General features: G+C 27.3%; 24 protein-coding genes and 2 pseudogenes. 20 read left to right on the forward strand and 6 right to left on the reverse strand.

Annotated elements, in window-relative coordinates:
* The first annotated feature begins 52 nt into the window (after positions 1-52).
* Positions 53-1,303: a DUF6179 domain-containing protein gene (locus HMPREF0216_RS03395; RefSeq protein WP_040418743.1), complete on the forward strand. Its 1,251-nt coding sequence runs from the start codon at positions 53-55 to the stop codon at positions 1,301-1,303.
* Between the two features lie 142 nt (positions 1,304-1,445).
* Here HMPREF0216_RS03395 and HMPREF0216_RS03400 read toward each other — a convergent pair whose 3' ends face one another.
* Entirely contained in the window at positions 1,446-1,790 is a 345-nt protein-coding gene (locus HMPREF0216_RS03400; RefSeq protein ID WP_005211157.1) for a hypothetical protein, read from the reverse strand.
* 329 nt (positions 1,791-2,119) lie between these two features.
* On the opposite strand from HMPREF0216_RS03400, the gene HMPREF0216_RS03405 reads away from it, so the two are divergent.
* The 4 genes from HMPREF0216_RS03405 to HMPREF0216_RS03420 all read left to right on the forward strand — a co-directional run bounded on the left by HMPREF0216_RS03405 (position 2,120) and on the right by HMPREF0216_RS03420 (position 8,095).
* Complete coding sequence (locus tag HMPREF0216_RS03405; RefSeq protein ID WP_005211159.1) at positions 2,120-2,797, forward strand: response regulator transcription factor; 678 nt, start codon at positions 2,120-2,122, stop codon at positions 2,795-2,797.
* The gene (locus tag HMPREF0216_RS03410; RefSeq protein WP_005211161.1) at positions 2,790-3,830 is read left to right on the forward strand and encodes a HAMP domain-containing sensor histidine kinase; all 1,041 of its coding nucleotides are present in this window, start codon (positions 2,790-2,792) and stop codon (positions 3,828-3,830) included. The genes HMPREF0216_RS03405 and HMPREF0216_RS03410 overlap by 8 nt, the downstream gene beginning before the upstream one ends.
* A gap of 699 nt (positions 3,831-4,529) precedes the next feature.
* Positions 4,530-6,335, forward strand: a complete 1,806-nt coding sequence (locus HMPREF0216_RS03415) for an ABC transporter ATP-binding protein (protein ID WP_005211163.1) — start codon at positions 4,530-4,532, stop codon at positions 6,333-6,335.
* Positions 6,335-8,095, forward strand: coding sequence for an ABC transporter ATP-binding protein (locus HMPREF0216_RS03420; RefSeq protein WP_005211165.1), 1,761 nt, complete (start codon positions 6,335-6,337; stop codon positions 8,093-8,095). Before HMPREF0216_RS03415 ends, HMPREF0216_RS03420 begins: the two co-directional genes overlap by 1 nt.
* 87 nt (positions 8,096-8,182) lie before the next feature.
* On the opposite strand, the gene HMPREF0216_RS17615 is transcribed toward HMPREF0216_RS03420, so the two are convergent.
* Positions 8,183-8,602, reverse strand: coding sequence for a hypothetical protein (locus HMPREF0216_RS17615; RefSeq protein WP_005211167.1), 420 nt, complete (start codon positions 8,600-8,602; stop codon positions 8,183-8,185).
* A gap of 56 nt (positions 8,603-8,658) precedes the next feature.
* Positions 8,659-9,186 (reverse strand): hypothetical protein, encoded by a 528-nt coding sequence (locus tag HMPREF0216_RS17620; protein WP_005211169.1) that lies wholly within the window; start codon positions 9,184-9,186, stop codon positions 8,659-8,661.
* Between the two features lie 233 nt (positions 9,187-9,419).
* Between HMPREF0216_RS17620 and HMPREF0216_RS18075 the strand changes: the two genes are divergently transcribed.
* From HMPREF0216_RS18075 to HMPREF0216_RS03450, 5 genes and pseudogenes are all read left to right on the forward strand, one after another.
* Positions 9,420-10,061, forward strand: a complete 642-nt coding sequence (locus HMPREF0216_RS18075) for an ABC transporter permease (RefSeq protein ID WP_005211176.1) — start codon at positions 9,420-9,422, stop codon at positions 10,059-10,061.
* Positions 10,061-10,963, forward strand: a complete 903-nt coding sequence (locus HMPREF0216_RS18080) for a glycine betaine ABC transporter substrate-binding protein (protein WP_316319959.1) — start codon at positions 10,061-10,063, stop codon at positions 10,961-10,963. Before HMPREF0216_RS18075 ends, HMPREF0216_RS18080 begins: the two co-directional genes overlap by 1 nt.
* A 52-nt stretch (positions 10,964-11,015) precedes the next feature.
* Positions 11,016-11,747, forward strand: a pseudogene (locus HMPREF0216_RS03440) (ATP-binding cassette domain-containing protein).
* A 128-nt stretch (positions 11,748-11,875) separates the two neighbouring features.
* A complete protein-coding gene (locus HMPREF0216_RS03445; protein ID WP_005211182.1) occupies positions 11,876-12,745 on the forward strand; it encodes a DUF362 domain-containing protein in 870 nt (289 codons plus the stop codon).
* A gap of 252 nt (positions 12,746-12,997) precedes the next feature.
* Positions 12,998-13,837: a Cof-type HAD-IIB family hydrolase gene (locus tag HMPREF0216_RS03450; protein ID WP_207733643.1), complete on the forward strand. Its 840-nt coding sequence runs from the start codon at positions 12,998-13,000 to the stop codon at positions 13,835-13,837.
* A gap of 140 nt (positions 13,838-13,977) precedes the next feature.
* Here the strand turns inward: HMPREF0216_RS03450 and HMPREF0216_RS03455 are convergent, their stop codons facing one another.
* Together HMPREF0216_RS03455 and HMPREF0216_RS03460 are read right to left on the reverse strand one after the other, a co-directional pair.
* Positions 13,978-14,823, reverse strand: coding sequence for a MurR/RpiR family transcriptional regulator (locus HMPREF0216_RS03455; RefSeq protein WP_005211186.1), 846 nt, complete (start codon positions 14,821-14,823; stop codon positions 13,978-13,980).
* A 54-nt stretch (positions 14,824-14,877) separates the two neighbouring features.
* Positions 14,878-15,771 carry an AraC family transcriptional regulator gene (locus tag HMPREF0216_RS03460; protein WP_005211189.1) on the reverse strand — a complete coding sequence of 298 codons (894 nt, stop codon included), beginning with the start codon at positions 15,769-15,771 and terminating at the stop codon, positions 14,878-14,880.
* Positions 15,772-15,922: 151 nt separating this feature from the next.
* On the opposite strand from HMPREF0216_RS03460, the gene HMPREF0216_RS03465 reads away from it, so the two are divergent.
* From HMPREF0216_RS03465 to eutH, 6 genes and pseudogenes are all read left to right on the forward strand, one after another.
* Positions 15,923-16,816: a PHP domain-containing protein gene (locus tag HMPREF0216_RS03465; protein WP_005211191.1), complete on the forward strand. Its 894-nt coding sequence runs from the start codon at positions 15,923-15,925 to the stop codon at positions 16,814-16,816.
* Between the two features lie 158 nt (positions 16,817-16,974).
* A pseudogene (locus tag HMPREF0216_RS17625) lies at positions 16,975-17,277 on the forward strand (DapH/DapD/GlmU-related protein); the annotation flags it as partial.
* Complete coding sequence (locus tag HMPREF0216_RS03475; RefSeq protein ID WP_005211196.1) at positions 17,264-18,625, forward strand: MATE family efflux transporter; 1,362 nt, start codon at positions 17,264-17,266, stop codon at positions 18,623-18,625. The pseudogene HMPREF0216_RS17625 and the gene HMPREF0216_RS03475, both read left to right, overlap by 14 nt.
* Before the next feature lie 30 nt (positions 18,626-18,655).
* Positions 18,656-19,276 carry a sugar O-acetyltransferase gene (locus HMPREF0216_RS03480; RefSeq protein WP_040418747.1) on the forward strand — a complete coding sequence of 207 codons (621 nt, stop codon included), beginning with the start codon at positions 18,656-18,658 and terminating at the stop codon, positions 19,274-19,276.
* Positions 19,277-19,297: 21 nt separating this feature from the next.
* Positions 19,298-19,426 carry a hypothetical protein gene (locus tag HMPREF0216_RS17875; RefSeq protein WP_005211198.1) on the forward strand — a complete coding sequence of 43 codons (129 nt, stop codon included), beginning with the start codon at positions 19,298-19,300 and terminating at the stop codon, positions 19,424-19,426.
* A 220-nt stretch (positions 19,427-19,646) separates the two neighbouring features.
* Positions 19,647-20,777: an ethanolamine utilization protein EutH gene (gene eutH / locus HMPREF0216_RS03485; protein ID WP_005211200.1), complete on the forward strand. Its 1,131-nt coding sequence runs from the start codon at positions 19,647-19,649 to the stop codon at positions 20,775-20,777.
* A gap of 173 nt (positions 20,778-20,950) precedes the next feature.
* Here the strand turns inward: eutH and HMPREF0216_RS03490 are convergent, their stop codons facing one another.
* Positions 20,951-21,421, reverse strand: a complete 471-nt coding sequence (locus HMPREF0216_RS03490; RefSeq protein WP_005211202.1) for a GNAT family N-acetyltransferase — start codon at positions 21,419-21,421, stop codon at positions 20,951-20,953.
* 255 nt (positions 21,422-21,676) lie between these two features.
* On the opposite strand from HMPREF0216_RS03490, the gene HMPREF0216_RS03495 reads away from it, so the two are divergent.
* From HMPREF0216_RS03495 to HMPREF0216_RS16670, 4 genes are read left to right on the forward strand one after another with little or no spacing between them, the layout of a single operon-like run.
* A complete protein-coding gene (locus tag HMPREF0216_RS03495; protein WP_005211204.1) occupies positions 21,677-21,886 on the forward strand; it encodes a FeoA family protein in 210 nt (69 codons plus the stop codon).
* 13 nt (positions 21,887-21,899) lie between these two features.
* The gene (locus HMPREF0216_RS03500) at positions 21,900-22,121 is read left to right on the forward strand and encodes a FeoA family protein (RefSeq protein ID WP_005211207.1); all 222 of its coding nucleotides are present in this window, start codon (positions 21,900-21,902) and stop codon (positions 22,119-22,121) included.
* A 39-nt stretch (positions 22,122-22,160) separates the two neighbouring features.
* A complete protein-coding gene (gene feoB, locus HMPREF0216_RS03505; protein ID WP_005211209.1) occupies positions 22,161-24,308 on the forward strand; it encodes a ferrous iron transport protein B in 2,148 nt (715 codons plus the stop codon).
* Between the two features lie 37 nt (positions 24,309-24,345).
* Complete coding sequence (locus tag HMPREF0216_RS16670; protein WP_005211211.1) at positions 24,346-24,507, forward strand: FeoB-associated Cys-rich membrane protein; 162 nt, start codon at positions 24,346-24,348, stop codon at positions 24,505-24,507.
* Positions 24,508-24,943: the final 436 nt, after the last annotated feature.

The raw sequence follows: 24,943 nt of genomic DNA on the forward strand, positions 1-24,943 counted from the left end.
AGAGCAATGTTCATATAACTTAACAGATCGAAATATAGTTTTAGGAGGGATTATGAAAGAAAATAATAATGGCTTATTTAAACTTTCTGATAATTTACAAATAGATAAAAATATTAGTGAAGATGACAGAAATCTTATTGAAATTAAAATATGGAAACTGCTTAGTGATAGAATTGAAAGATATACAATGGGGGATAGTACTTCAGTTCCAATAGAAATAGCAGAGGAATTACTTAAATCAATTTGTTTTTCGCTAGAATTAGAGTTAAATGAATTAGAAAGTAAAAATAAAATAATTATAGAAGAGGACTTATCAAATTTATTGAAAGATTCTTGGAGTAAAATAGAATCTATGATGAAAGAAGGAAAAGAGCTATTAGAAGCGGTTATAAAAAGCTCACCAGATATAGAAAATATATCTTATAATGATACCTTAAATGAAATAGGTGAATTTTTTAAAAGATATGATTATAGGTTTTTTGCTCATAAGATAGATTGTAGTATAGATTATCAACTTTCCAATCCTATATCGGAAAGCTTACAAGGAATTGAATATATAAACGAATATTTAAAAGCATTACTTATTGAAAATGAATTTTGCAGCTGTTTCCGTAAGGAAAATATAATTAATATTTTAAATAGTTATTGTCCAGATTATAAAGGTTTATTAATTAATATTTTTGAACCAATAGTAATAAATACTATAGGTCTTGATATTTTAGGAGAAGATATACTAAGATTAGATATTTCAGAATTTCAAAGAGAAATGTTATTAAATACTTTTAAAAATATGTCTAAAAGTGAAGTTTTAGAAGTATTAATGAATTCAACAAGAAATATATGCAATACTTTAAGAATAATTAATAGAGAAAAGATAGATTACATAAATAAAACTGTTCTAAATATATATCCTAGAATTGAAGTAGCATTGTTAGTAGGTAATATTGATAATATATTTTTAAGTTTTAAATATAAAGAGCATTTAAAAGAAGTTGATTTTATAGATAATGATACTATGGATAATGAAAAGTTACGTGATTTAATTGAAGAGATAAAAGAGTGTAGATTTATTTCAGATAAGATAGCTATGGTAAAAGAAGAAGTTAAGAGTGTAAGAGATTTAGTAGAAGTGTTAAATGAGTGTTTTTGGGATGATGAAGCCTTCGAGCTATTTAAAACATTTTCAAAAGAAGAGTTATATTTAATTAAATATTATTTAGATAATAATGATAAAAGTTATATTTCAAATTCAAAATGGGAATTAAACTTTTTAAAGTATTTAAAAGGTTATGAAATACCATAAAATAAGTTTTACTTTGGAGATAATAGAGTACAAAAATCAATTAAAACCTTATGAATTAGGGAAAACACATATATTTTTTAGATTTTTCAAATAAAGAGCACATAGTAAGATTAAATATTCTTATTATGTGCTTTTATCTAAATTATTTAGAAGGCTCAAATGATAAAGCCACTTCACCTTTACCAACTATTCCTATTATTTGCCCTGGTTCAACGTTACGGATATAGAATTTATAATTGTAAGGTATCTTACTAATAAATTCAATATTTCTTTCGTCATCAAGAATCATAATTTTAGTAGGAGTATCAGAAAGTAGTGTTACAGTTATATCAACATTAACTAAATTATCAAAAGTATAAAATCCTTCTTTATAAACATTTGAAACAGCAGGTATAACTGTAGTGCTAGAAATTGTATTTGCAGTAACATTAATTGGTAATGTTATAAATAGCATAAGCGGTATGAAAAAATATATCTTTTTAAGCATATAAATTCTCCCTTATTTTTTATATTAGTATTTGAAGAAATTATTTTTTTATGCATAATACATTGCTTCGTGACTACTATTCATTCCATATCTAAATTCTATTTGCTTAAAGCTTAAGTAAATAGAATTTAGATATGGAAAATATAGTACTCTTGATAAATAAGCTGAAAATAAACTAATGATGTTATGAGTTTATTTTCAGTTAATAATTTAGTATTATTATAAAAGTAAAAAAATGTTTATACCAATTAGATTAATAAATACATCTTATTGAAGTTTAGATTATTTTAATATATATTTTTTATTAATGATAAAGGAGATTTTATACTATGGTTAATATATTAGTCGTTGAAGATGATAAGCATACAAGAAAATTATTAGAAACTATTTTAAAAAGAGAGGGATATGGGGTTTTAAAAGCAGAAGATGGGGTAGTGGCAATGGAAGTATTAGATAATCATCATATAGATTTGATTATATTAGATATAATGATGCCTAATATGGATGGTTATGAGTTTGCAAAAGAGCTTAGAGATGCAAATTGTATGATACCAATACTTATGGCTACAGCAAAACAGCTTCCAGAAGACAAAAAGAAAGGATTTATTGTAGGAACTGATGATTATATGACAAAACCTATTGATACAGAAGAAATGATCCTTAGAATAAAAGCTCTTCTTAGAAGAGCACAAATTGTAAATGCTCGAAAACTTGTAATTGGAAATGTGACTTTAGATTATGATACTTTAACAGTAACTCGTGGAGATGAAAAGCAAACACTTCCTCAAAAGGAGTTTTATTTATTATATAAGCTTTTATCTTATCCAGATAAGATTTTTACACGTATTCAATTAATGGATGAGATTTGGGGAATGGAAACAGAAAGTGGGGATACAACTGTTAATGTTCATATTAATAGATTAAGAAGGCGTTTTGATTCTTATCCAGAATTTGAAATAATTTCAGTTCGAGGATTAGGGTATAAGGCGGTAAAAAATAATGAATAAACTAAATAAAAGGATTACCTTATCAATGCACTTTGGTATTTCAATATTTATTATTAATTTAATAACTACAATTATTACAGGATTTTTAATGTATTTATCATTTTCTTTAGGTATTTTAAATGAAAATACTATTGAAAATGTAATGGTACTGCCAATAATGACATTAATAGCTTCCATAATTATAGGAGTTATAGTATCAGCTTGTTCAAGTAGGATTGTATTAAAAAATGTTAGAGAATTTATTACTGCAACGGATAAACTTTCAAAGGGTGATTTTTCAGCGCGTCTTAATATAAAAAGACCTCCTGAATTTAAAGTGCTTTCTAAAAACTTTAATAAAATGGCAGAAGAATTAGGTGGAATAGAAGTATTACGTACAGATTTCATAAATAATTTTTCTCATGAATTTAAAACACCAATTATATCTATTAAAGGTTTTGCAGAAATATTGAAGGATGATGAACTGCCTAAGGAAGAAAAAAATGAATACTTAGATATAATTATTGAAGAATCTAAAAGGTTAACTTCTCTTGCAACAAATGTTTTAAATCTTTCAAAAATAGAAACACAAGTTATATTAAAAGATATACAAAGATTTAATATGGGAGAACAAATTCGTCAAAGTATATTACTTTTAGATTCAAAATTTGAAAGTAAAAATATTTTATTAGATGTTAATATTCAAGATTGCTATATAAATGGAAACAAAGAAATGCTAAATCAAGTATGGGTAAATTTATTAGATAATGCAATTAAATTTAATAATAAAAATGGCATGGTTAGTATTAATATGAAGAGGGAAGAGGACAACATTCTTATAACTATTATTGACACAGGAGTAGGAATTAATAAAGAAGCCATTAATAAAATATTTGATAAATTTTATCAAGAAGATACCTCTCATGCAACGAATGGTAATGGTCTTGGTCTATCAATAGTAAAGAAAATAATAGAACTACATGGTGGAACCATTCAGTGTGATAGCATTGTTTCAAAAGGAACAAAATTTACAGTAACAATACCACTAAATTAATATTGATAGTTAAAGTTAACCGAAAAAGTGCTGATATAACATTACAGGAATTAATATGATTTCATCAAGAATTTATATCCTCAGCTACAGAAAAGCTACTAAAGCCTCCAATTGTCTTATGAGGCAAGTCGACTTCTTAACGTAGCTTTTCTTACACCAAGGATTAAATTCTAAGATTCATCATATATATTCCTTCCAGTTATATCAGCACTTTTTCTATTGTAATCTTTAATCTACTTGGTTGAGTAAGAATCTTTTAAGTCAATGTTTCATTCTATAAAATCATATTTAATGACACCTCATAAAAATATAAAATTACTTATTAATTTTACTAATTTGAATTTAATCACTATATAGAAGAAACATTAACTTTTTAGTTTGTCCACCAAGTATTATTGCTAAATTAAGTGATATAGAAAAGGTGGTTATGTTATCGTAAGGAACATTTATAATAAGCTTTAGAATTTAATCAGAATTGAAATAAAAATAGCGTGAAGAAACCGACGGAGCGTGAGCGACTTGGAGGTTTTAGCTATTTTTATGGAAATTATGATATAAATTCTTAGCGAAATTATAGTAGTTCCTGGAGATAATATAGGCAACTTTTTGGCATCACGATTATTAGTAATATAAGTTTATTTTCAGTTAATCTTTCTGTTGTAGTATGTAAATATGATAACAAGGAAGGAGTTTTAGCGTATGTTAAAAATATTTAAGAATTTTAAGGCGAAGGAATGGATACTTTTTAGTATTAGTATTATATTTGTTGTTTCACAAGTATGGCTTGATTTAAAGTTACCAGATTATATGAGTGAAATAACTAAACTTGTTCAAACACCAGGAAGTGAAATGAAGGAAATTTTAAGTTCTGGAGGATGGATGTTACTTTGCGCCTTAGGAAGTTTAGTTGCTTCAATTATTGTGGCTGCTCTTGCTGCAAAAATGGCTTCAAACTTTTCAGCAAGAATTAGATTTAGATTATTTGATAAAGTACAATCATTTTCTATGGAGGAAATTAATAATTACTCAACAGCTAGTTTAATAACTCGTTCTACAAATGATGTTACTCAAGTTCAAATGTTTATAGTTATGGGATTGCAAGTATTAGTAAAAGCACCAATTCTTGCAGTATGGGCAATATGCAAGATATTAGGTAGAAACTGGGAACTGTCATTAGTTACAGGTGGAGCAGTGGTATTATTAATGATTATTGTTGGAACTTGTATTGTTCTAGCACTTCCTAAGTTCACAAGGCTTCAAAAATTAACAGATAACTTAAATCGTGTTTCAAGAGAAAATATTTCAGGAATAGCTGTTACTCGTGCTTATAATGCAGAAAAATATCAAGAAGATAAATTTGAAACTGCAAACTCTGAGCTTACAAGTGTTAACTTATTTGCAAATCGTGTTATGGCAACTTTAATGCCAAGTATTAGCTTTATAATGAGTGGTGTAAGTCTTGCAATTTACTGGGTTGGTGCAGTGCTTATTCAAAATGCAGATATTACAGAAAAGATGACATTATTTTCAGATGTTATAGTATTTTCTTCATATGCAATGCAAGTTATTATGGCATTTATGATGTTAGTTATGGTATTTATCATGCTTCCACGTGCTACTGTAGCTGCAAAAAGAATTAATGAAGTATTAGATACTAAAGTTACAATAAAAAATGGAACATCTACTCAATCACCAATTGGAGTACTTGGAGAAGTAGAATTTAAAAATGTAAGCTTTAAATATCCAGATGCAGATGACTATGTTATAAAAGATATTAGTTTTAAAGCTAATAGAGGAGAAACAATTGCATTTATTGGAGCAACAGGTTCAGGTAAGAGTACATTAATCAATCTTATTCCACGTTTTTATGACGCTACAGAAGGCGAAGTATTAGTTGATGGAGTTAATGTAAAAGAATATGATCAAAAATATCTTAGAAATAAATTAGGATATGTTTATCAAAAGGTTACTTTATTTGAAGGAACAGTTGAATCAAATGTAGCTTTTGGAGAAAATGGAAAGGCTGAAATTACAAAAAATGATGTTGTTTATGGTGTGTATGCAGCACAAGCATCTGAATTTGTAGAAAATTTAGAGGGTGAATATGATGCACATATTTCACAAGGTGGTACTAATCTTTCTGGAGGTCAAAAGCAACGTATATCTATAGCAAGAGCAATAGCACGTTATCCAGAAGTATTAATTTTTGATGATTCTTTCTCAGCACTTGATTATAAAACAGACAGTAAACTTCGTAAGTTCTTAAAGAAGGAAAGTAAAGGAACAACTATGATTGTAGTTGCTCAAAGAATAAGTAGTATAAAGGATGCAGACAAGATTATTGTATTAGAAGATGGAAAAATGGTTGGTATGGGTAAACATGACGAATTAATGAGTACATGTAATGTATATCAAGAAATTGCATATTCACAGCTTTCAAAAGAAGAGTTAGCTGTAGATAAAGAAGTAGCTTGTTCAGAATTATCAAAGGAGGAAGCTGTATAATGGATAAAAAGAAAAATTCAGAAAAAAACTTAGGTAAGCTTATAACTTATTGTAAAAAGCATATTCCAGTAATAGTTATTGCACTTATCAGTGCAGTAATAGGAACTATATTATCTTTAATAGGACCAGATAAGCTTTCGGAGATGACAGATATTATTACTGAAGGAATAATGGGTAATATAGATATAGATAAAATAACATCTATAGGATTAACATTAGTTGTTATTTATGTTATTAGTGCTATATTAACTTTCACTCAAGGTTATATTATGGCAACTATCACTCAAAAAGTTTCTAAAAGTTTAAGAAGTGATATTTCTAAGAAAATAAATAAACTTCCTATGTCATATTACAATAATAATACTACAGGAGATTTACTTTCTCGTATTACAAATGACGTAGATACAATAGGCCAAGCTTTAAATCAAAGTCTAGGAACATTAATAAGTGCAGTATGTTTATTTTTTGGTTCTTTAATTATGATGCTAAAAACAAATGTAATAATGACAGTAACTGCAGTTTTAGCTACTATACTTGGTTTTGTATTAATGATGATAATTATGAAAAGCTCTCAAAAGTATTTTACTAGCCAACAAGAATATCTTGGTAAAATAAATGGGCATATTGAAGAAGTATATTCAGGTCATACTATTGTTAAAGCGTATAATGCAGAAGAACAAATGGATAATAAATTTAGAGATTTAAATTCTAACCTAAAAAATAGTGCATTTAAGGCACAGTTTCTTTCAGGACTTATGATGCCTATTATGACTTTTATAGGTAATTTAGGGTATGTTGCAGTTTGTATAGTAGGTGCAGCACTTGCAATGAATGGAAGTATTTCTTTTGGTGTAATTGTAGCATTTATTATGTATGTTCGTTACTTTACTCAACCTCTTTCTCAAATTGCGCAAGGCGTTCAAAATATGCAGTCAGCAGCAGCTGCAAGTCACCGTGTATTTGAATTCTTAGAAGCAAAGGAAATGGATGATGAAAGTCATAAAACTACAGTACTTGAAAATGCTAAAGGAAAAGTAGAATTTAAAAATGTTAAGTTTGGTTATGAAGGTTCTGATAGAATTATAATAAATGATTTCTCAGCAGTTGCAAAACCAGGACAAAAAATTGCTATTGTTGGACCTACTGGAGCTGGTAAATCAACATTAGTAAATTTATTAATGAGATTTAATGAGATAAATAGTGGAGAAATTTTAATTGATGATATTTCTATAAAGGATTTAACAAGAGAAAATATTCATGATTTATTCTGTATGGTTCTACAAGATACATGGCTATTTGAAGGTACTATTAGAGAAAATCTTGTATACAATCAAAAGGATGTACCAGATGAAGTAATAAAAAATGCTTGTAAAGCAGTTGGCTTAGATCATTTTATAGAAACATTACATGATGGATATGACACAATTTTAAATGATAAAGTTAATTTATCTGCTGGTCAAAAGCAACAACTTACAATTGCAAGAGCAATGATTAAAGATTCTCCAATGTTAATTTTAGATGAAGCAACAAGTTCAGTTGACACAAGAACAGAGCTTTTAATTCAAAATGCAATGGATAAACTTATGGAAGGAAGAACTTCATTTGTTATTGCTCATAGACTTTCAACTATAAAGAATGCTGATGTTATTCTTGTGTTAAAGGGTGGAGATATTTTAGAAAGTGGAAATCATGATGATTTAATTGCTAAAAATGGCTTCTATGCAGAATTATATAATAGCCAATTTGAGCAAGCATCTTAATAATAATATATAAGAATAAAACCCTCGATAATTCAAAAATGAGTTATTGAGGGTTTATTTTTTGACCTTTTGTTTACCTACTTCTTTTTATTTCGTTTGCCAGTTTTCATGACAAACTTCTTCTTTTATGCAGAAGTTTATATTATCTCTATAAAGAGACATTTTTTTAAGGTTACTATTAAAAGAATAGTTAAAGTTGTTTAAAATTTTTGGTATTAATGTTACTAATCTATTAAAGATTTCTAAAGGATTAGCATAATCATTATTAACTCTATACTTATCCAAAAAATCAAAAGCTTCAATACTTGATTCTTTAGCAATTTCATTTATTTTTCTTTTCAATGATTCATCAAAAGCATCTGGATAGGAAACTTGTAGTACTAATTTATAGTTGCTATTTCTATATTTTAAACAAGGAATTTTAGCAGTTATAGAATCTTCATCAATATATCCTATGGTTTCAACAATATAATCTTCCTTAATTTCAGGGATATTAATAGAAGTCAAAACTTGAGTATAATAATTTCTATTTCCGTTTAATGTATATTCGTTGCAAGTTATTTTTAAATTATCATCTTCATTTCTAGAGTCTCTATTATCTTAACTCTATAACAGATAAAAGAATCAATTCTTCTTAAATCTAAGCCAAAATATACCCAATTTCTTCCTAGCCATCTAAATCCAGATACAGTAGTCCTATCTATATAAAGTAAGAAGGTCCAATAGCTTCTACCACTTGTTTCCCATATATAAGTATATTTATATAGGCAAAAACTTATAGAAGTAGGGCTTACAGCTTTTGTACTGATATTATCTTTAGATTCTCCCCCTTTAAGATTTTGAACTCCTTTATCTTTTTTACTTGGAACATAATTAGGAGGAGGACTTTGAGGCATAGGAGTAGGGTTAAATCCTTTACCAGGAATATTTGGAGATGGTCCAAAAGGAAAAGAACCACCGGGATTAAAGTTGCTAGGATTAAAGTTCCCGAAAGGAGGTTCTTCCTGCCGATAATTTTCATATGGGATAGGAGAAAATTCATAGTTTAAGTAATCAAATAACGTATTATCATGATCTTTATTATTAGTCATAAAAAAAACTCCTAAGTATTTATATAAAATAAGATATTTTTTCTTATTAGTATTTATGCATATATTTTTTAGTTAATTGATATTATAAGCGGTATAAAGAGAGAAGACATCAAATATGGAGAATTTTTAAAAGTATAGTGGCATAAAGTAAATAGAATAATATTTAAATTTCTATAAATGTTTATATAAGAAAATTTATAGAAATTAATTATAAAACAAAGGGGAGGGAAATAATGTTTCAAAAAGTAATTGAATTATTTATAAGTAGGTATGATTTTTTCTTAAAGTTAACTTTAGAACATCTAAGAATTTCAGCAGTTTCAATATTAATAGCGTCAATATTAGGATTAGCTTTAGGAATATTAATTAGCCAATATAAGAAGACAAGCCCTATAGTTTTAGGTATAACAAACTTTATATATACAATACCATCAATATCATTATTGGGGTTTCTTATACCTATTTCAGGAATAGGAGATACTACAGCAATAATTGCTTTAACAGTTTATGCATTATTACCAATGGTTAGAAATACATATACAGGAATTTGCAATATAGATTCTTCAATAATAGAAGTAGCAAAGGGAATGGGAAGTACACCTTTTCAAATCTTATATAAGGTTAAATTACCTTTAGCAATCCCAATTATTATAGCTGGATTAAGGAATATGGCTGTAATGACAATAGCACTTACAGGTATAGCATCATTTATAGGGGCAGGTGGACTAGGTGTTGCAATTTATAGAGGTATTACTACAAATAATTCAGCAATGACAGTTGCAGGAAGTTTATTAATTGCAATACTAGCATTAGTTATTGATTTTATAATTGGGAAAGTTGAGAAAGTAATTAAGAAAAAATGGAGGTTATTATAGTGATTAATTTAAAAAAGCATATTAAAAATGGAATTTTAGGAATATTAGCTATAGGAATTATTTCAATGGCTGGATGCTCTAAATCAGAAAATAATGAAACTATAAAAATAGCAACAAAGCCAATGACGGAACAGTTAATATTAGGTGAAATGTTAGGAATGCTTATAGAGCAAGATACTAATTTAAATGTAGAAATTACTCATGGAGTTGGTGGAGGAACAAGTAATATTCATCCAGCAATATTAAAAGGTGATTTTGATTTATATCCTGAATATACAGGAACGGGATGGAATTTTGTATTAAAAGAAGAAGGAACTATAAATGAACAAGAGTTATTTGATAAATATGAAAGTGAGTATAATTTAGAGTGGGTTGGTATGTATGGATTTAATAATACTTATGGATTAGTTATTAGAAAAGAAATTGCAGATAAATATAATATTAAAACTTATTCAGATTTAGCTAAATATTCACAAGAACTTAACTTTGGAGCAGAATATGATTTTTATGAAAGAGAAGATGGATATGATGCTTTATGCAAAGAATATGGACTTAAATTTAAGAGTACTTCTGATTTAGATATAGGGCTTAAATATGCAGCTATAAACTCTGGAGAAATAGATGTTATGAATATATTTACAACAGATGGACAACTATCTACATCAGATATAGTAGTTTTAGAAGATGATAAAGAATTTTATCCTACTTATTATTGTGGAACTGTAATAAGAAAAGATACTTTAGAGAAAAATCCCAAACTTAGAGATGTATTAATGAAGATGGAAAATATAATAAATGAAAGTGAAATGGCTAAATTAAATTATCAAGTTGAGGGCAATGGAGTTGATGAAAAGACTGTTGCTAAAGACTTTTTAATATCAAAAGGATTACTAAAAAATTAGAAGCGTAAGTGTATAGCTAATATTTATAATATATATTAGGGAGTATTAATTTATGAAAAGCGAAGTAATAATAAAATTCAAAAACATTTCCAAAAGTTATGAAAATAATTTAATATTAGATAACTTTAATTTAGAAATAAATCGAGGAGAATTTTTAACTATAATAGGTAGTTCTGGTTGCGGAAAAACTACAGTATTAAAGCTTATTAATGGATTATTGACACCAGAGGCCGGTAATATTTATGTAGAAGGAAAAGATATAGGAGAAGTAGACCAAATAAAGTTAAGAAGAAAAATAGGCTATGCAATACAAGGTATAGGTTTATTTCCACATATGAGTATTGAGAAAAATATTTCATATGTATTAAATCTTATAAGTAAAAAGGATAAAGTTAAAATTGACAAGAAAGTTAGAGAATTAATAAAGCTTGTTGGTATGAATGAAGATGTTTTAAAAAGATATCCTTCAGAGCTTTCAGGTGGACAAAGACAAAGAATAGGTATTGCATGAGCTTTAGCTGCCGAACCACATATATTACTGATGGATGAGCCATTTGGAGCTGTTGATGAAATAACAAGAAAGATGTTGCAAGAAGAAATAATTAAGATTCATAAGGAATTAGGAGTAACAATTATTTTTGTAACTCATGATATTAGAGAGGCTTTAAAGCTTGGAACTAAAGTATTAGTTATGGATAAGGGACAGATCATTCAGTATGATTCTCCAAGTAAAATACAAGAAAATCCTAAGAGTGATTTTGTTAAAGAACTTATAGGGGCATAAATAAAATAAATTATAAAAAGCATTGACTTAGAGTTAACTCCAAAGACTAAAATATAAATATATGAAAATTTTTTGTATTACAAGATTCTTTATCTATTAAATATTAGATATAAAAGGGAGGTAACTCTATGAAAACAGCAAAGGTTTATTTTACAAAGGATATTACATCTGAAGGATTGATTAAAGCATTTGATGCTTTAGGAATTACTTTAAATGGTAAGGTAGCAATAAAGATATCAACGGGAGAACCAGGAGGTCACAATTTCTTAAACCCACAATTAATCAAGCCATTAATAGATAAGTTGAATGGAACTATTGTAGAGTGTAATACAGCTTATGAAAGAAAACGTAATACATCAGAAGAACATTGGAAAGCAATAAAAGATCATGGATTTTTAGATATAGCACCATGTGATATTATGGATGAAGATGGGGATATAGCAATCCCTGTAAATGGAGGAAAGCATTTAAAAGAAAACTATGTTGGAGCACATTTAAAAAATTATAAGTCTATGGTAGTATTATCACATTTTAAAGGGCATTTAATGGGTGGCTTTGGTGGTGCTTTAAAGAATATGTCAATAGGAATAGCATCTTCTAGAGGAAAGGCGTATATTCATGGAGCAGGAAATCCAGATGAGATTTGGACTGCTGACCATGATTCATTTTTAGAGTCAATGGCTGATGCAGATATGTCTGTTATGGATTATATGGGAAGAGAAAACATAGTTTATATAAATGTAGCTAATAATTTATCTGTAGATTGTGATTGTGATGCAAATCCTCATGCTCCTGAAATGGCCGATATAGGTATATTTGCATCAACTGATCCAGTTGCACTTGATCAGGCATGTGTAGATGCTGTATATAATTCTAAAGATAATGGAAATAAAGCATTAATTGAAAGAATGGAGAGTCGAAATGGAATTCATACAGTTGAAACTGCTTACGATTTAAAGTTAGGCTCTACATCATATAATATCATTTCTTTAGATTAATAGTATTTAATAAAAAAAGATTAACAAAGAAATTCACTTTGTTAGTCTTTTTTTTATAGGAAATACACTTAAGTTTGAAAGAAAATTTTCAAGATATTATTTAATAAATATAGTAAAGATGAAAAAATAATTCTTTAATAAGCTAATATATTTACTTTATGTTTATAAAATTTATAATCTATCTTAGAGATAGATATAGAGCAAAAGAGATTACTTATATCTATTAAAACAATGTTTTACGGGGGAGTAATTATGAGTATAAAATTAATAGCAATGGATGTTGATGGAACATTAACTAATAGTAAAAAGGTAATAACTGAAAGAACTAAAGAAGCACTAATTAAAGCACAAGAAAATGGAGCTATATTAATTTTAGCATCAGGAAGACCTACTTCTGGACTAATGGATTTTGCAAAAGAGTTAGAGATGGATAAACATCATGGACTTTTAGTTTCTTTTAATGGATCTAAAGTTGTTGATTGTGAAAGTAACAAAGTATTATTTAATGAAACTATGACTGTAGAAGAGGGACAAGCTGTACTTGAACACTTAAAAAACTTTAATGTTAAGCCAATGATTGATAAAGATGATTATATGTATGTTAATGATGTTTTTGATAATGAAATAATACATGATGGTAAAGCAATTAATATAATTCAATATGAATCTCGTGGTGGTAAGTTTAAGTTATGTGAAGAACATGATTTAGCAGCATTTGCTGATTATCCATTAAATAAAATTTTAACTGCAGCAGATTCAGAATATTTAAAAGAAAATTATAAAGCTATAATGGAGCCTTTTAAAGATAAATTAAGTTGTATGTTTACAGCACCTTTTTATTTTGAATTTACAGCTAATGGAATTGATAAAGCTAAGGCATTGGATACTGTATTAACACCTATGGGGTATAAGAGTGAAGAAATGATTGCTTTTGGAGATGGACATAATGATGCATCAATGCTTAAATATGCTGGTATTGGCGTAGCAATGGCAAATGCTGTAGATGATTTAAAAGAAATAGCTGATGAAATAACTTTATCTAATGAAGAAGATGGTATTGCTATAGCTTTAAGTAAATATATGAATATATAGTGTTATTAAGAATTTTTTAATTAACTGGAAAACATATTTATAAATATTTACAATATTTTTACTTTTTATTAAATTATTTATAAAAATATTATGTGTAAAAGAGGATTCTAGTTAGAATCCTCTTTTTATTGTATATAGTATTATTCACAAATCTTTTTATAATATGTTAATTTCTTTTTTAGGTTATTTTCATAATCAGTTTCAAAATAGCAAGCAAATAAAATATCTAAAATGTATAACAAAGATAATCTAGTGGAGAAAGATGAAATTTTATTATAGTGATTTTCATTAGAGCATAGATAAAGTTGATAATTTGCATATTCTTTAATTGGATTATCATCTGTTGAAGAAATAAGTATTATAGGGGTTCCATTGTTTTTTAAAGTTTTTGCAATTTTATTTACTAAAAGTCCCCTACCACCAAAAGAGATTAATATAGCTATATGCGTTTTATCACTACATGCTGCTACAAGCCTTTGATTATATTCTTCTTCTGGAACATTAACATTAATACCGATTTCTTGCATTTGAAATTTAAAATTCTCAGCAAAAAATATATTTCCAGCAGAAGTATATATATCAATATGTTTTGCTTTTTTTAAGGCATTAATAGAAAGTTTTAATTGCTCAAGATTAAATAAATTAAAAGTAGATAATAATGTTTGGTCATAACCTTCTTTTATTTTTGTAAGTATTTCATAATGGCTTTGATTTTGTTTAACTGGAAAATCAAAATCGAAATCTTTATTTTCTTTAAGGTAATTATCAATTGAAGCAGACATTTTAACTTTAAGTTCTGATAGACCAGATAAATTTAATTTTTGGCAAAGACGATATAAGGTAGTTGTGGAAACAAAACATTCTTTAGAAATTTGTTCAGAATTCATATCTAAAAATTTACTAGGATTTTCTAAAATTAAATCTACTATTTGCTTTTCATTATTGGTTAAATTATTGGTATTTTTTAATTGAGTAAAGATATTCATTGTATTCTCCTTGAAAAATAGTTTAATTATTACGGTATTGTATTAATATAATAACTACATTTTAATTAGATTATTTTTTCTGTATTCAGATGGAGTGCATCCCATAGTTCGTCTAAACATTTCAGTAAAGTAACTTGAACTATTAAAACCACATTGAAGTGCTATTTCCGTAACTGAATATGAAGAAATTTTAAGTAGTTTAATACTTTTATCTAAACGGTACTCCATAAGATAAGTTATTGGAGATTTATTTAATAATGATTGAAAAATTTTGCAACAATTACTGCGACAAACATTGCCAGAAACTGCTATTTCGCTTAAGGTAATTTTATTTTTATAATTTTTTTGAATATAGCCAACCATATCATGCAGAGCTTCTAAATTTTTATCCTGAAAGTTTTCTTGATATACTTTATCATTCTTTACATTGTGATAAAGATTATAGCAAATTGAATAGAAGTTGCTCATGATTTGTAATTCAAAGCCTTCTTTAGCCTCAGTGCAAAGTTCATAGATTTTAATAAGTTTTTCAATAAATTCTTTTTGCCATGCTATAGATGGATCAAATATATAAAATGGATGTGAAGTATCTGTACATACTGGAACAATATAAGAATCTTTTATATGTCCTATACCTGAAAGAAGAAATGGATTCAATAATATACAAATAAAATTGCAATCAGAATTATCAGAAGAATAACCATAATGCATTTGAGTTGAATTCACAAAAATAGCTTGTCCTTCTTTTAAATAATGATTTTTCCCATTAACAGAGTAAGTCATTTTTCCATTTAAAATTATTATAAACTCAAAATCATTATGCCAATGATTAGCAGCAGTCATATTAGGATATTCTGAAAGTCTTGATTTACAAGAACGAATTGGAAAGTGTTCGAAATTATAAGATACAACTTCAGAATTATCATTTAATAAATTTAATTCAATCATTTTAAATCTCCTATGTCGCAATAATATACTATTGTTATAAAAAAATAGTCAATTATTATATTTTATATTAATTATATAGAATATTATTATAATATAAAGATGTAAAAAGAAAAAGGAAAATTAAATATAAAAATAATGTTAGGAGATAGATATGAGTTATATAGATTTACACATGCATTCAAATTATAGTGATGATGGAGAATTTTCACCAAAGGAATTAGTAAGGTTATGCTTAGAGAAAGGAATTAAGTATTTTTCAATATCAGATCATAATTCTACTAAGGGGATAAATGAAGCTATAAGATATTGTGAAGATAAAGAAATAACAATAATACCAGCAATAGAATTAGATTGCACTATTGATGGAGTAAATTTACACCTTTTAGGCTATGGGATAGATTATGAAAGTGATGTATTTGAAGATATAGAAGCAAATATAATCTCGCAAGAACAAATAGCATCTAAAGAACGAATGAGATTAATAAGAGAATTAGGAATAGATTTTGACAATGAATTAATAGATAGATTATCTAAAAATGGAGTAGTTAATGGTGAAATCATCGCTGAAGCTGCAATGATTTTTGATAAAAATCAAGAGAATCCATTATTAAAGCCCTATTACGAAAATGGTTCAAGAAGTGATAATCCTTATGTTAATTTTTACTGGGATTTTTGTTCTCAAGGAAAAGCTGCATATTCTGAGGTGAAGTTTATTTCATTAAAAGAAGCTATTAAAGTTATTAAAGATAATGGTGGAGTTACTGTATTAGCTCATCCTGGTAATAATGTAAAAGAAAATAAGGAGTTATTAGAAAAGATTATTTCATTTGGAGTTGAAGGAATAGAAGTTTATAGTAGTTATCATAATAAAAATCAGATTAATTTTTATTATGATTTCGCACTTAAGAATAATTTACTTATGACATGTGGAAGTGATTTTCATGGTAAAACAAAACCAAGTATAAGTATTGGTAGTGTAAGTAGTGGAGATAATGAAGAAAAAATAATAAAAGAATTAAAAAGCAGAATAATGTTTAAAAAGTAAAAAGAAATTTTATAAGGGGATAAATAAACATGAATAATACAGATCGTAGAGATGCTGAAATGCCCTATATATCTGATAGCTCTGTTATGGAGGAGCAAAGGATAACGAGAAGACTAGTACAAGAACTTAATACTTCAGATAGAGGAGATTTTGAAAATATTAAACCAATTTCACGAAATTCTACTTATGAATATGGAATAAAAGTAGAAATAGGAAATAATGTATGGATTGGTGGTAATGTTGTAATTACACCAGGAGTAACTATTGGAGATAACGTTGTAATTGGAGCTGGTAGTGTTGTAACTAAAGATATACCTGCAAATGTAATTGCAGCAGGAAATCCTTGTAGAGTTATAAGAGAAATAACTGAAGATGATAAAAGATATTACTACAAGAATAGAGAATTTGATGAAGAATCATGGAAGGTTATACAAGGGGAAGGAAGTAGTGAAAGTAGATAAAGTATTTTATAGAAAATTAACTACATTGATATTTCCAATTGCATTTCAAAATTTCATGATGGCTGCAGTAAGTGCTTCTGATGCATTAATGCTAGGAGTATTAAATCAAGATTCTTTATCAGCAGTTTCATTAGCTGGACAGGTACAATTTGTATTAAATCTGTTTCTAGCGGCATTAACAATAGGAACAACGGTTTTAGTAGCTCAATATTGGGGTAAGAAAGATAAGGTAGTGGTAGAAAAGGTATTTGCAATTGTAATGAAGATTTCAATTATAATATCAGTAATATTTTTTATAGTAACAACGTTTGCTACTAAATATGTAATGAGAATTTTTACAGCAGATTCAATTTTAATAGAAAATGGAATAAAGTATTTAAGAATCGTTGGTATATCTTATTTTCTTACTGGAATTTCACAAATTTACTTGTGCATAATGAAAAATACTGGCTATGCTTTGAAAAGTACTGTTATTAGTTCATTTTCTATGATATTAAATATTATTTTAAATATAATTTTTATTTTTGGAGTAGGAAATATTCCAGTAATGGGGATATCAGGAGCAGCTATTGCAACAGTTGTTTCAAGAGTTATTGAATTAGTTTGGGTAGTTATTGAATCATTTAAGCAAGATAGAATCAGAATACGAAAGAGTTACATTATTAATGTAGATAAAATTTTAAAAACTGATTTTTGGACATATACAATGCCTATATTAGGAAATGAATTAGTATGGGGAGTAGGCTTTACAATGTATTCAGTTATTATGGGGCATTTAGGAAGTGATGCTGTTGCAGCAAATTCCATTGCAAATATTATGAAAAATCTAATAGATTGTGTTTGTATAGGAATAGGTGGAGCTAGTGGAATTATTGTTGGAAATGAATTAGGTAAAGGTGAATTAGAAAAAGCAAAATATTATGGAGATAGTTTATGTAAATTATCAGTTGTTGGTGGGATTATTTCAGGTTTAATTTTATTAATAATTAGTCCAATTATTTTAGCTTATTCAAATCTTAATATAGAAGCACATGAATATTTAAAAGGAATGTTAATTATGTGTTCATATTATTTAATCGGTAAATCAATTAACTCTACGGTAATTGCAGGTGTTTTTTGTGCAGGAGGAGATTCAAAATTTGGTCTTAAATGCGACACAGTAACAATGTGGGCAATAACTGTGCCATTAGGTATAATAGCAGCGCTATATTTAAAACTTCCTGTATTAGTTGTATATTTTATTATTAATTTAGATGAAATTATTAAGCTACCAGCTGTTTATTATAATTATAAAAAGTATAACTGGGTAAAGGATCTTACAAGAATTACTATAACAAAATGTACTTAAAGAATGAGATATAAAGGGGAGAAAGTAGGTATGACAATGAGAGAAAGAATTGCTAAAGGAAAATTATTTACAGATTATTGTGAAGGGCTACCTGAAGATAGACAAAATGCTAAAAGAAAAATGATAGCGTTAAATTCCACAGGTCCAGATGATTTAGAGAAACGTAATAGTTTGATAAATGAGATTTCGGGTAGAGAAACAAAGGCATGGATAGAACCACCATTCTATTTTTGCTATGGTAAGAATATTGAAATAGGAGAAGGATCGTATATAAATTTTAATTGCAATTTTATTGATGATGGAAAAATATTAATTGGAGAGAAAGTAATGTTTGGACCAGCTGTTACAATTGCAACTGTAGGTCATCCAATAAACCCAAATTACAGAGAATATATGTATGCTGATTCAGTAGTAATTGAAGATAATTGTTGGATAGGAGCAGGGGTTGTTATTTGTCCTGGAGTAACTATTGGTAAAAATAGTGTTATAGGTGCAGGTAGTGTGGTGACAAAAAATATTCCAGCTAATTCAGTAGCTGTAGGTAATCCCTGTAGGGTTTTACGTGAAATTAATGAAAATGATATGAAATATTATTATAAGCATAGAGAAATAACTAAAGAAGATTTAAAAGAAGAAGCTAGCTTAAGATAATTAAGTAAAGGAGATATATAAATGAAATTTTTAAAATCTATTAAGCAATTAATGATTACACGTTTATGTGAAACTATTGTACATGAAGAAAATAAATTCTTTAAAGAGATTTATAAAGAGTATTTAGAAAGGCTTATTGAAGAGGTATAAATTTCAATATAAAATGAAGATTTTTAAGTGGTTAAAAATATAAGTGATATCTTAAAAGGATATTACTTATATTTTTTTTATGTAAATCTTTATTTTTTATCTAATAATTATAGTATTTAAATTAATATGGTATAATTTTAAAAATGTAGAGGTGTGAAATTTATTTTAAGGATAGAAAGCTTTCTGTCAAATATAAATAAAAACTTTATATAGGAGATAAATGCCAAATAAGAAAAATTTAAATATAGGAGAAGATATAATTATGACATTTGACAATTTTATAATATGGTTAATGGCAATAGGAATTTTACTTGGTGCCATTGATAGACTGCTTAAAAATAAGTTTGGATTAGGAGAAAAGTTTGAAGAGGGATTAAATTCAATGGGTCCTTTAGCTCTTAGTATGGTTGGAATAGTAAGCTTATCACCAGTAATATCTAAGATATTAAGTCCTATAATAATACCTGTATATAAATTATTAGGAGCAGATCCAGCAATGTTTGCTTCAATTTTAGCAAATGATATGGGAGGATACCAGTTAGCTTTATCATTAGGAGAGAATAAAGAAATAGCATTATTTTCAGGTTTAATAGTTGCAGCAATGCTTGGATGCACAATTGTATTTTCTATTCCTGTTGCATTAGGTTTAATAGAAGATAAAGATAAAGAGTTTTTTGCCAAGGGATTATTAATAGGTTTATCAACTATACCATTAGGTTCTATTGTTGGTGGTTTAGTAATGAAAATAAATATAAAGATACTTTTAGTAAATGTTATTCCTATTATTTTAATATCACTTTTATTAATTTTAGGATTGAAATTTTTCCAGAAAACAATGATAAAAGGGGTATTATGCTTTGGAAAATTTATCTTATGGCTTAGTACTATAGGCTTAGCAGCTGCAGCTTTTGAGAGCTTAACTGGTATAGTTTTAATAAAGGGAATGGCACCTATTCAGGAAGGAATGAATGTAGTAATAAATATTGGAATAGTTCTTTTAGGAACATTTCCTATGTTAACTTTAATAATAAAGGTATTGGACAAGCCTTTAAGAAAAATAGGTAAATATATAGGGTTAGATGCTACAAGTATTGCAGGAATAATCTTTTCTTTAGCTAATAGTATTCCTGTTTTTAAAATGTTAAAAGATATGAATAACAGAGGTAAAATTATAAATGTTGCTTGGTTAGTTTCAGCAACATCAACTTTAGGTGCTCATTTAGGCTTCACCGCTGGAGTTGAAACAAAAATGATAATTCCAGTAATAGTAAGCAAACTATTTGCAGGAGTATGTGCAATTGTAATAGCACTATTTTTCACTAGGGATAAGAGTAAAATACAAGAGTATTAATTATAAGAATATAATAAAGATAATGATTTAATTAAAATAAAGCACATATAGACTTAATTATATAGTTTATATGTGCTTTATTAAATTTATATATTTTAGATTTATAATAGGAGTTTAATTTTTAAAATATTAATATTATTAAGCTAAAAAGATTTATATAGCTAAGAGAATAACTATAGTGTTTTTATGTACCATACATCACAAGCATAATGTTCAGTTTCTATTAAAGGTTTATCTAACTTAGTAAAACCTGATTTTTTATAAAATTTATTTGCTGCAACCATATTACTAAATGTTTCAAGGTAGCATTTTTTATAGTGTTCTTTTGCAAAATCTAAGGATAGCTTTAATAATTTTTCTGCAATTCCAGTACCACGTACTTCTTTAAATGAATACATTTTTTGTAATTCACATACATCTTCTGCACCATTTAATGGTCCTATACCACAACCAGCAACTATCTTATTATTATCTTCTACAACATAATACTTTGATTTTTCATTTTGATATACTTGAAAAAATCTACCTAAATCAGGGTCACTCCAAGCACATCCAGGTTTATTTGCTCCAAATTCTATTAAACAACTACGAATAAGGTTTTCTACGTCCTTATTATCTTTTTCTTCTATTTCTCTTATTATCATAAGATGCCTCCATAATTAGTAATTTACCTACTAATAAGTATAGCAGAAGTTGTGATATTATTCTCAAATTAGTTTTAAAGTACTTTAAGATTACTTGAAAAATTCATAGACGTTAAACTTTTTTGTTTAAGTATATTTAGGAAGATTCTTAAATATTTTTGGATAAAAGTAAAAATATATTTACTTTTCCACAAAAAGGAGTATAATGTAATTAAAGAAAATGATAATCAATATCGATAAAAGAGGGTGGATATAATGTCATTAATATTATCTCAAGTTGGAGAAGAGGTTAAAATAAAAAAAATTACAGGAAATAGCGAAACTAAAAAGTTTCTAAATAGTTTAGGTTTTGTTATTGGAGAAGGAATTACTATTGTTTCTGATTTAGGAGGTAATTTAATAGTTAATATTAAAGGTGCTAGAATTGCATTAGATAAAGGAATGGCTAGTAGAATTATTGTTTAGGGGGAAAAGCTTTATGACTAAATTAAATGAAGTAAAATGTGGAGAAACAGTTAAGGTAAAAAAGGTAGAGGGAGCAGGTGCTGTTCGTAGAAGAATAATGGATATGGGCATTACTAAGGGAAGTGAAGTGTATGTTCGTAAAGTTGCACCGCTTGGAGATCCTATAGAAATAAATATAAGAGGATATGAGTTATCATTAAGAAAGTATGATGCAGAAATGATAATAGTTGAGTAAATAAATAATCTAATAATTTAACTTATAGGGGGATTAAATATGTCAATAAAAATAGGTTTAGCTGGTAATCCTAATAGTGGAAAAACAACTATGTTTAACAATCTAACAGGTGCTAAGCAATACGTTGGAAATTGGCCTGGAGTAACAGTAGAAAAGAAAAGTGGGAAAATTAAGGGACATAAAGATGTAGAGTTAGTGGACTTGCCAGGGGTATATTCTTTATCACCATATACGCTAGAAGAAGTAGTAACGCGTAATTTTATGATAGATGAAAAACCAGATGTAGTTATTAATATTATAGATGCATCAAATATTGAAAGAAATCTTTATTTAACTACACAAATATTAGAGCTTGGAATTCCAACAGTTATAGCTTTAAATATGATTGATATAGTTAAAAAAAGAGGAGATATAATAGATATTAACAAGTTATCTAAACTTTTAGGATGCCCAGTTGTTAAAACAAGTGCTTTAAAAGGTGAAGGTACAAAGGAAGTTGCAAATAAGGCTATTCAATTAGCAAAATCTAACAATGATAATGAATTTCAGCTTCAATTCTCAAGTGAAGTTAAAGAAGCTATAGAAGCTATAAAAAAAGTAATTATAAATAATAATTTATCTAATGAAAATATCAATGAGCAATGGATGGCAATTAAGCTTTTTGAACGTGATAGTAATTTACTTGAGAAAGTTAGATTATCTAACAGTGTAAGTAATGAATTGGAAGATATTATTAAAAAATGTGAAACTGAATTTGATGATGATGCTGAAGGAATAATAACTTCTGAAAGATATGAATATATTGGTACGTTAATTTCTAAGGTATTAAAAAAGAAAAATAATTCTAAGCATACAGTATCAGATAAGATAGATAAGATAGTTACTAATCGTATATTAGCATTACCTATATTTGCATTAGTGATGTGGGCAGTATACTATATTTCAGTTAGTTCATTAGGTGCTATATTAACAGATTGGACAAATGATACACTATTTGGTGAAATAATAGGAGAAAATGTTGCGGCATTTTTAGAAAATATAGGAACAGCACCATGGTTACAAGGACTTATTAATGATGGTATTATTGGTGGTGTTGGTGCTGTATTAGGCTTTGTTCCTCAAATAATGTTATTATTCTTTTTACTAGCTTTATTGGAAGATTGCGGATATATGGCTAGAATAGCATTTATCATGGATAGAATTTTACGTAAATTTGGTCTTTCAGGAAAATCATTTATACCAGTACTTATAAGTTCAGGTTGTGGTGTTCCAGGAATAATGGCAACACGTACAATGGAAAATGATAAAGATAGAAAACTTACAATTATGCTTACTACATTTATTCCTTGTGGAGCAAAATTACCTATTATTGCTTTATTTGCAGGAGCTATATTTGGTGGAGCATCATGGGTAGCACCAGCAGTATACTTCTTAGGAATTTTTATGATTATAATTTGTGGAATTATATTAAATAAAACTAAAGCATTTAAAGGAGAACCAGCTCCATTTGTTATGGAACTTCCTCAATATCATATACCAAGTCTTAAAGGTGTTTTAATCCATATGTGGGATAGAGGAAAGGCATTTATAATTAAGGCAGGTACAATTATATTTGTTGCTTGTGCAGTAATTTGGTTCACTAGTTCATTTAATTGGACTTTACAAATGGTAGATACTCCAGATAGTATATTAGCAAGCATTGGTAGAGTTATAGCTCCAATATTTGCACCACTTGGATTTGGAAATTGGCAATCAGCAGTGGCAACTTTAACTGGATTTGTAGCTAAGGAAAATGTTGTAGCAACATTTGGAGTAATATTTGGTATAGCAGAAGCAGCAGAAGATACACCAGAGCTATTAATGCAAATGAATACAATGTTTACAGCTGCAAGTGGATTTGCATTTATTATGTTTAATATGCTTAATGCACCTTGTTTTGCAGCAATTGGCGCAATAAGAAGAGAAATGGGTTCTTGGAAATGGATGTGGATAACAATAGGATTCCAAACAGTAACTGCATACATTGTAGCTCTTATAATTAACCAAGTAGGAAGCTTAATTTTAGGAACAGGAAGTGTAATTGGAGCTATAATATCAGTACTAATAGCAATACTTGCAATTTTCTTAGCAGTAAGGTCTGGAAATAGTATTAAAAATACAAAAAAAGTACAGCAAGTAAATGCATAATAAGTACTTATTAAATATGAAAGTGAAGTGATTAGGAATGGCAACATTTATAGTAGGAGCAATAGTTTTTATATTATTATTTTTAGCTGTATATAGCATGGTTAAGAAAAAAAGAGAGAATAAAGGTGGTTGCGGTTGTGGTTGTTCAGGCTGTCCTTCAAATAAGTCTTGTGAAAGTAATATAAAATTAAAAAAATGATTAAATAAAGTTAATTAGATTGAGATTATATCAAGTGTAAGTGTATAAAATATACTAAAAATTTGATATAGTCTCTTTTTGTTAAGTTTTATAATTAATAATATAAAAATGATTTAAGTGATAATTTAATAGGTTTCATACATATAAATTAAAATTAGCTTTTAAGAAAAATGACAGTATTAAAATTAATTCAGTCATAAATCTGTAATAACTATATAAAAGTTAGGTGACTTTAATAGAGTTGTCAAAATGATAAATTCTTAATAAAAATAAGGTTGTAGAATGCAATGATTAATTTTGTTTATAAATTTATATGAAAATGTTAATAAAAATTTGAAATTTAATGATAATTTGTATATAATGTTAATAATATGAAATTAATATAAAAATTGAAAATATGAAGTGATTTAATTTCATATTTAGATTTTTTTATCAA

Source organism: Clostridium celatum DSM 1785 (genome assembly GCF_000320405.1).
Classification (GTDB): domain Bacteria; phylum Bacillota; class Clostridia; order Clostridiales; family Clostridiaceae; genus Clostridium; species Clostridium celatum.

What these genes read in the sequence shown, in the direction of transcription:
- HMPREF0216_RS03395 (WP_040418743.1), top strand. Translation starts at nt 53, where the DNA reads ATGAAAGAAAATAATAATGGCTTATTTAAACTTTCTGATAATTTACAA.
- HMPREF0216_RS03400 (WP_005211157.1), bottom strand. Translation starts at nt 1,790, where the DNA reads ATGCTTAAAAAGATATATTTTTTCATACCGCTTATGCTATTTATAACA.
- HMPREF0216_RS03405 (WP_005211159.1), top strand. Translation starts at nt 2,120, where the DNA reads ATGGTTAATATATTAGTCGTTGAAGATGATAAGCATACAAGAAAATTA.
- HMPREF0216_RS03410 (WP_005211161.1), top strand. Translation starts at nt 2,790, where the DNA reads ATGAATAAACTAAATAAAAGGATTACCTTATCAATGCACTTTGGTATT.
- HMPREF0216_RS03415 (WP_005211163.1), top strand. Translation starts at nt 4,530, where the DNA reads ATGTTAAAAATATTTAAGAATTTTAAGGCGAAGGAATGGATACTTTTT.
- HMPREF0216_RS03420 (WP_005211165.1), top strand. Translation starts at nt 6,335, where the DNA reads ATGGATAAAAAGAAAAATTCAGAAAAAAACTTAGGTAAGCTTATAACT.
- HMPREF0216_RS17620 (WP_005211169.1), bottom strand. Translation starts at nt 9,186, where the DNA reads ATGACTAATAATAAAGATCATGATAATACGTTATTTGATTACTTAAAC.
- HMPREF0216_RS18075 (WP_005211176.1), top strand. Translation starts at nt 9,420, where the DNA reads ATGTTTCAAAAAGTAATTGAATTATTTATAAGTAGGTATGATTTTTTC.
- HMPREF0216_RS03445 (WP_005211182.1), top strand. Translation starts at nt 11,876, where the DNA reads ATGAAAACAGCAAAGGTTTATTTTACAAAGGATATTACATCTGAAGGA.
- HMPREF0216_RS03450 (WP_207733643.1), top strand. Translation starts at nt 12,998, where the DNA reads ATGAGTATAAAATTAATAGCAATGGATGTTGATGGAACATTAACTAAT.
- HMPREF0216_RS03455 (WP_005211186.1), bottom strand. Translation starts at nt 14,823, where the DNA reads ATGAATATCTTTACTCAATTAAAAAATACCAATAATTTAACCAATAAT.
- HMPREF0216_RS03460 (WP_005211189.1), bottom strand. Translation starts at nt 15,771, where the DNA reads ATGATTGAATTAAATTTATTAAATGATAATTCTGAAGTTGTATCTTAT.
- HMPREF0216_RS03465 (WP_005211191.1), top strand. Translation starts at nt 15,923, where the DNA reads ATGAGTTATATAGATTTACACATGCATTCAAATTATAGTGATGATGGA.
- HMPREF0216_RS03480 (WP_040418747.1), top strand. Translation starts at nt 18,656, where the DNA reads ATGACAATGAGAGAAAGAATTGCTAAAGGAAAATTATTTACAGATTAT.
- HMPREF0216_RS17875 (WP_005211198.1), top strand. Translation starts at nt 19,298, where the DNA reads ATGAAATTTTTAAAATCTATTAAGCAATTAATGATTACACGTTTATGT.
- eutH (WP_005211200.1), top strand. Translation starts at nt 19,647, where the DNA reads ATGCCAAATAAGAAAAATTTAAATATAGGAGAAGATATAATTATGACA.
- HMPREF0216_RS03490 (WP_005211202.1), bottom strand. Translation starts at nt 21,421, where the DNA reads ATGATAATAAGAGAAATAGAAGAAAAAGATAATAAGGACGTAGAAAAC.
- HMPREF0216_RS03495 (WP_005211204.1), top strand. Translation starts at nt 21,677, where the DNA reads ATGTCATTAATATTATCTCAAGTTGGAGAAGAGGTTAAAATAAAAAAA.
- HMPREF0216_RS03500 (WP_005211207.1), top strand. Translation starts at nt 21,900, where the DNA reads ATGACTAAATTAAATGAAGTAAAATGTGGAGAAACAGTTAAGGTAAAA.
- feoB (WP_005211209.1), top strand. Translation starts at nt 22,161, where the DNA reads ATGTCAATAAAAATAGGTTTAGCTGGTAATCCTAATAGTGGAAAAACA.
- HMPREF0216_RS16670 (WP_005211211.1), top strand. Translation starts at nt 24,346, where the DNA reads ATGGCAACATTTATAGTAGGAGCAATAGTTTTTATATTATTATTTTTA.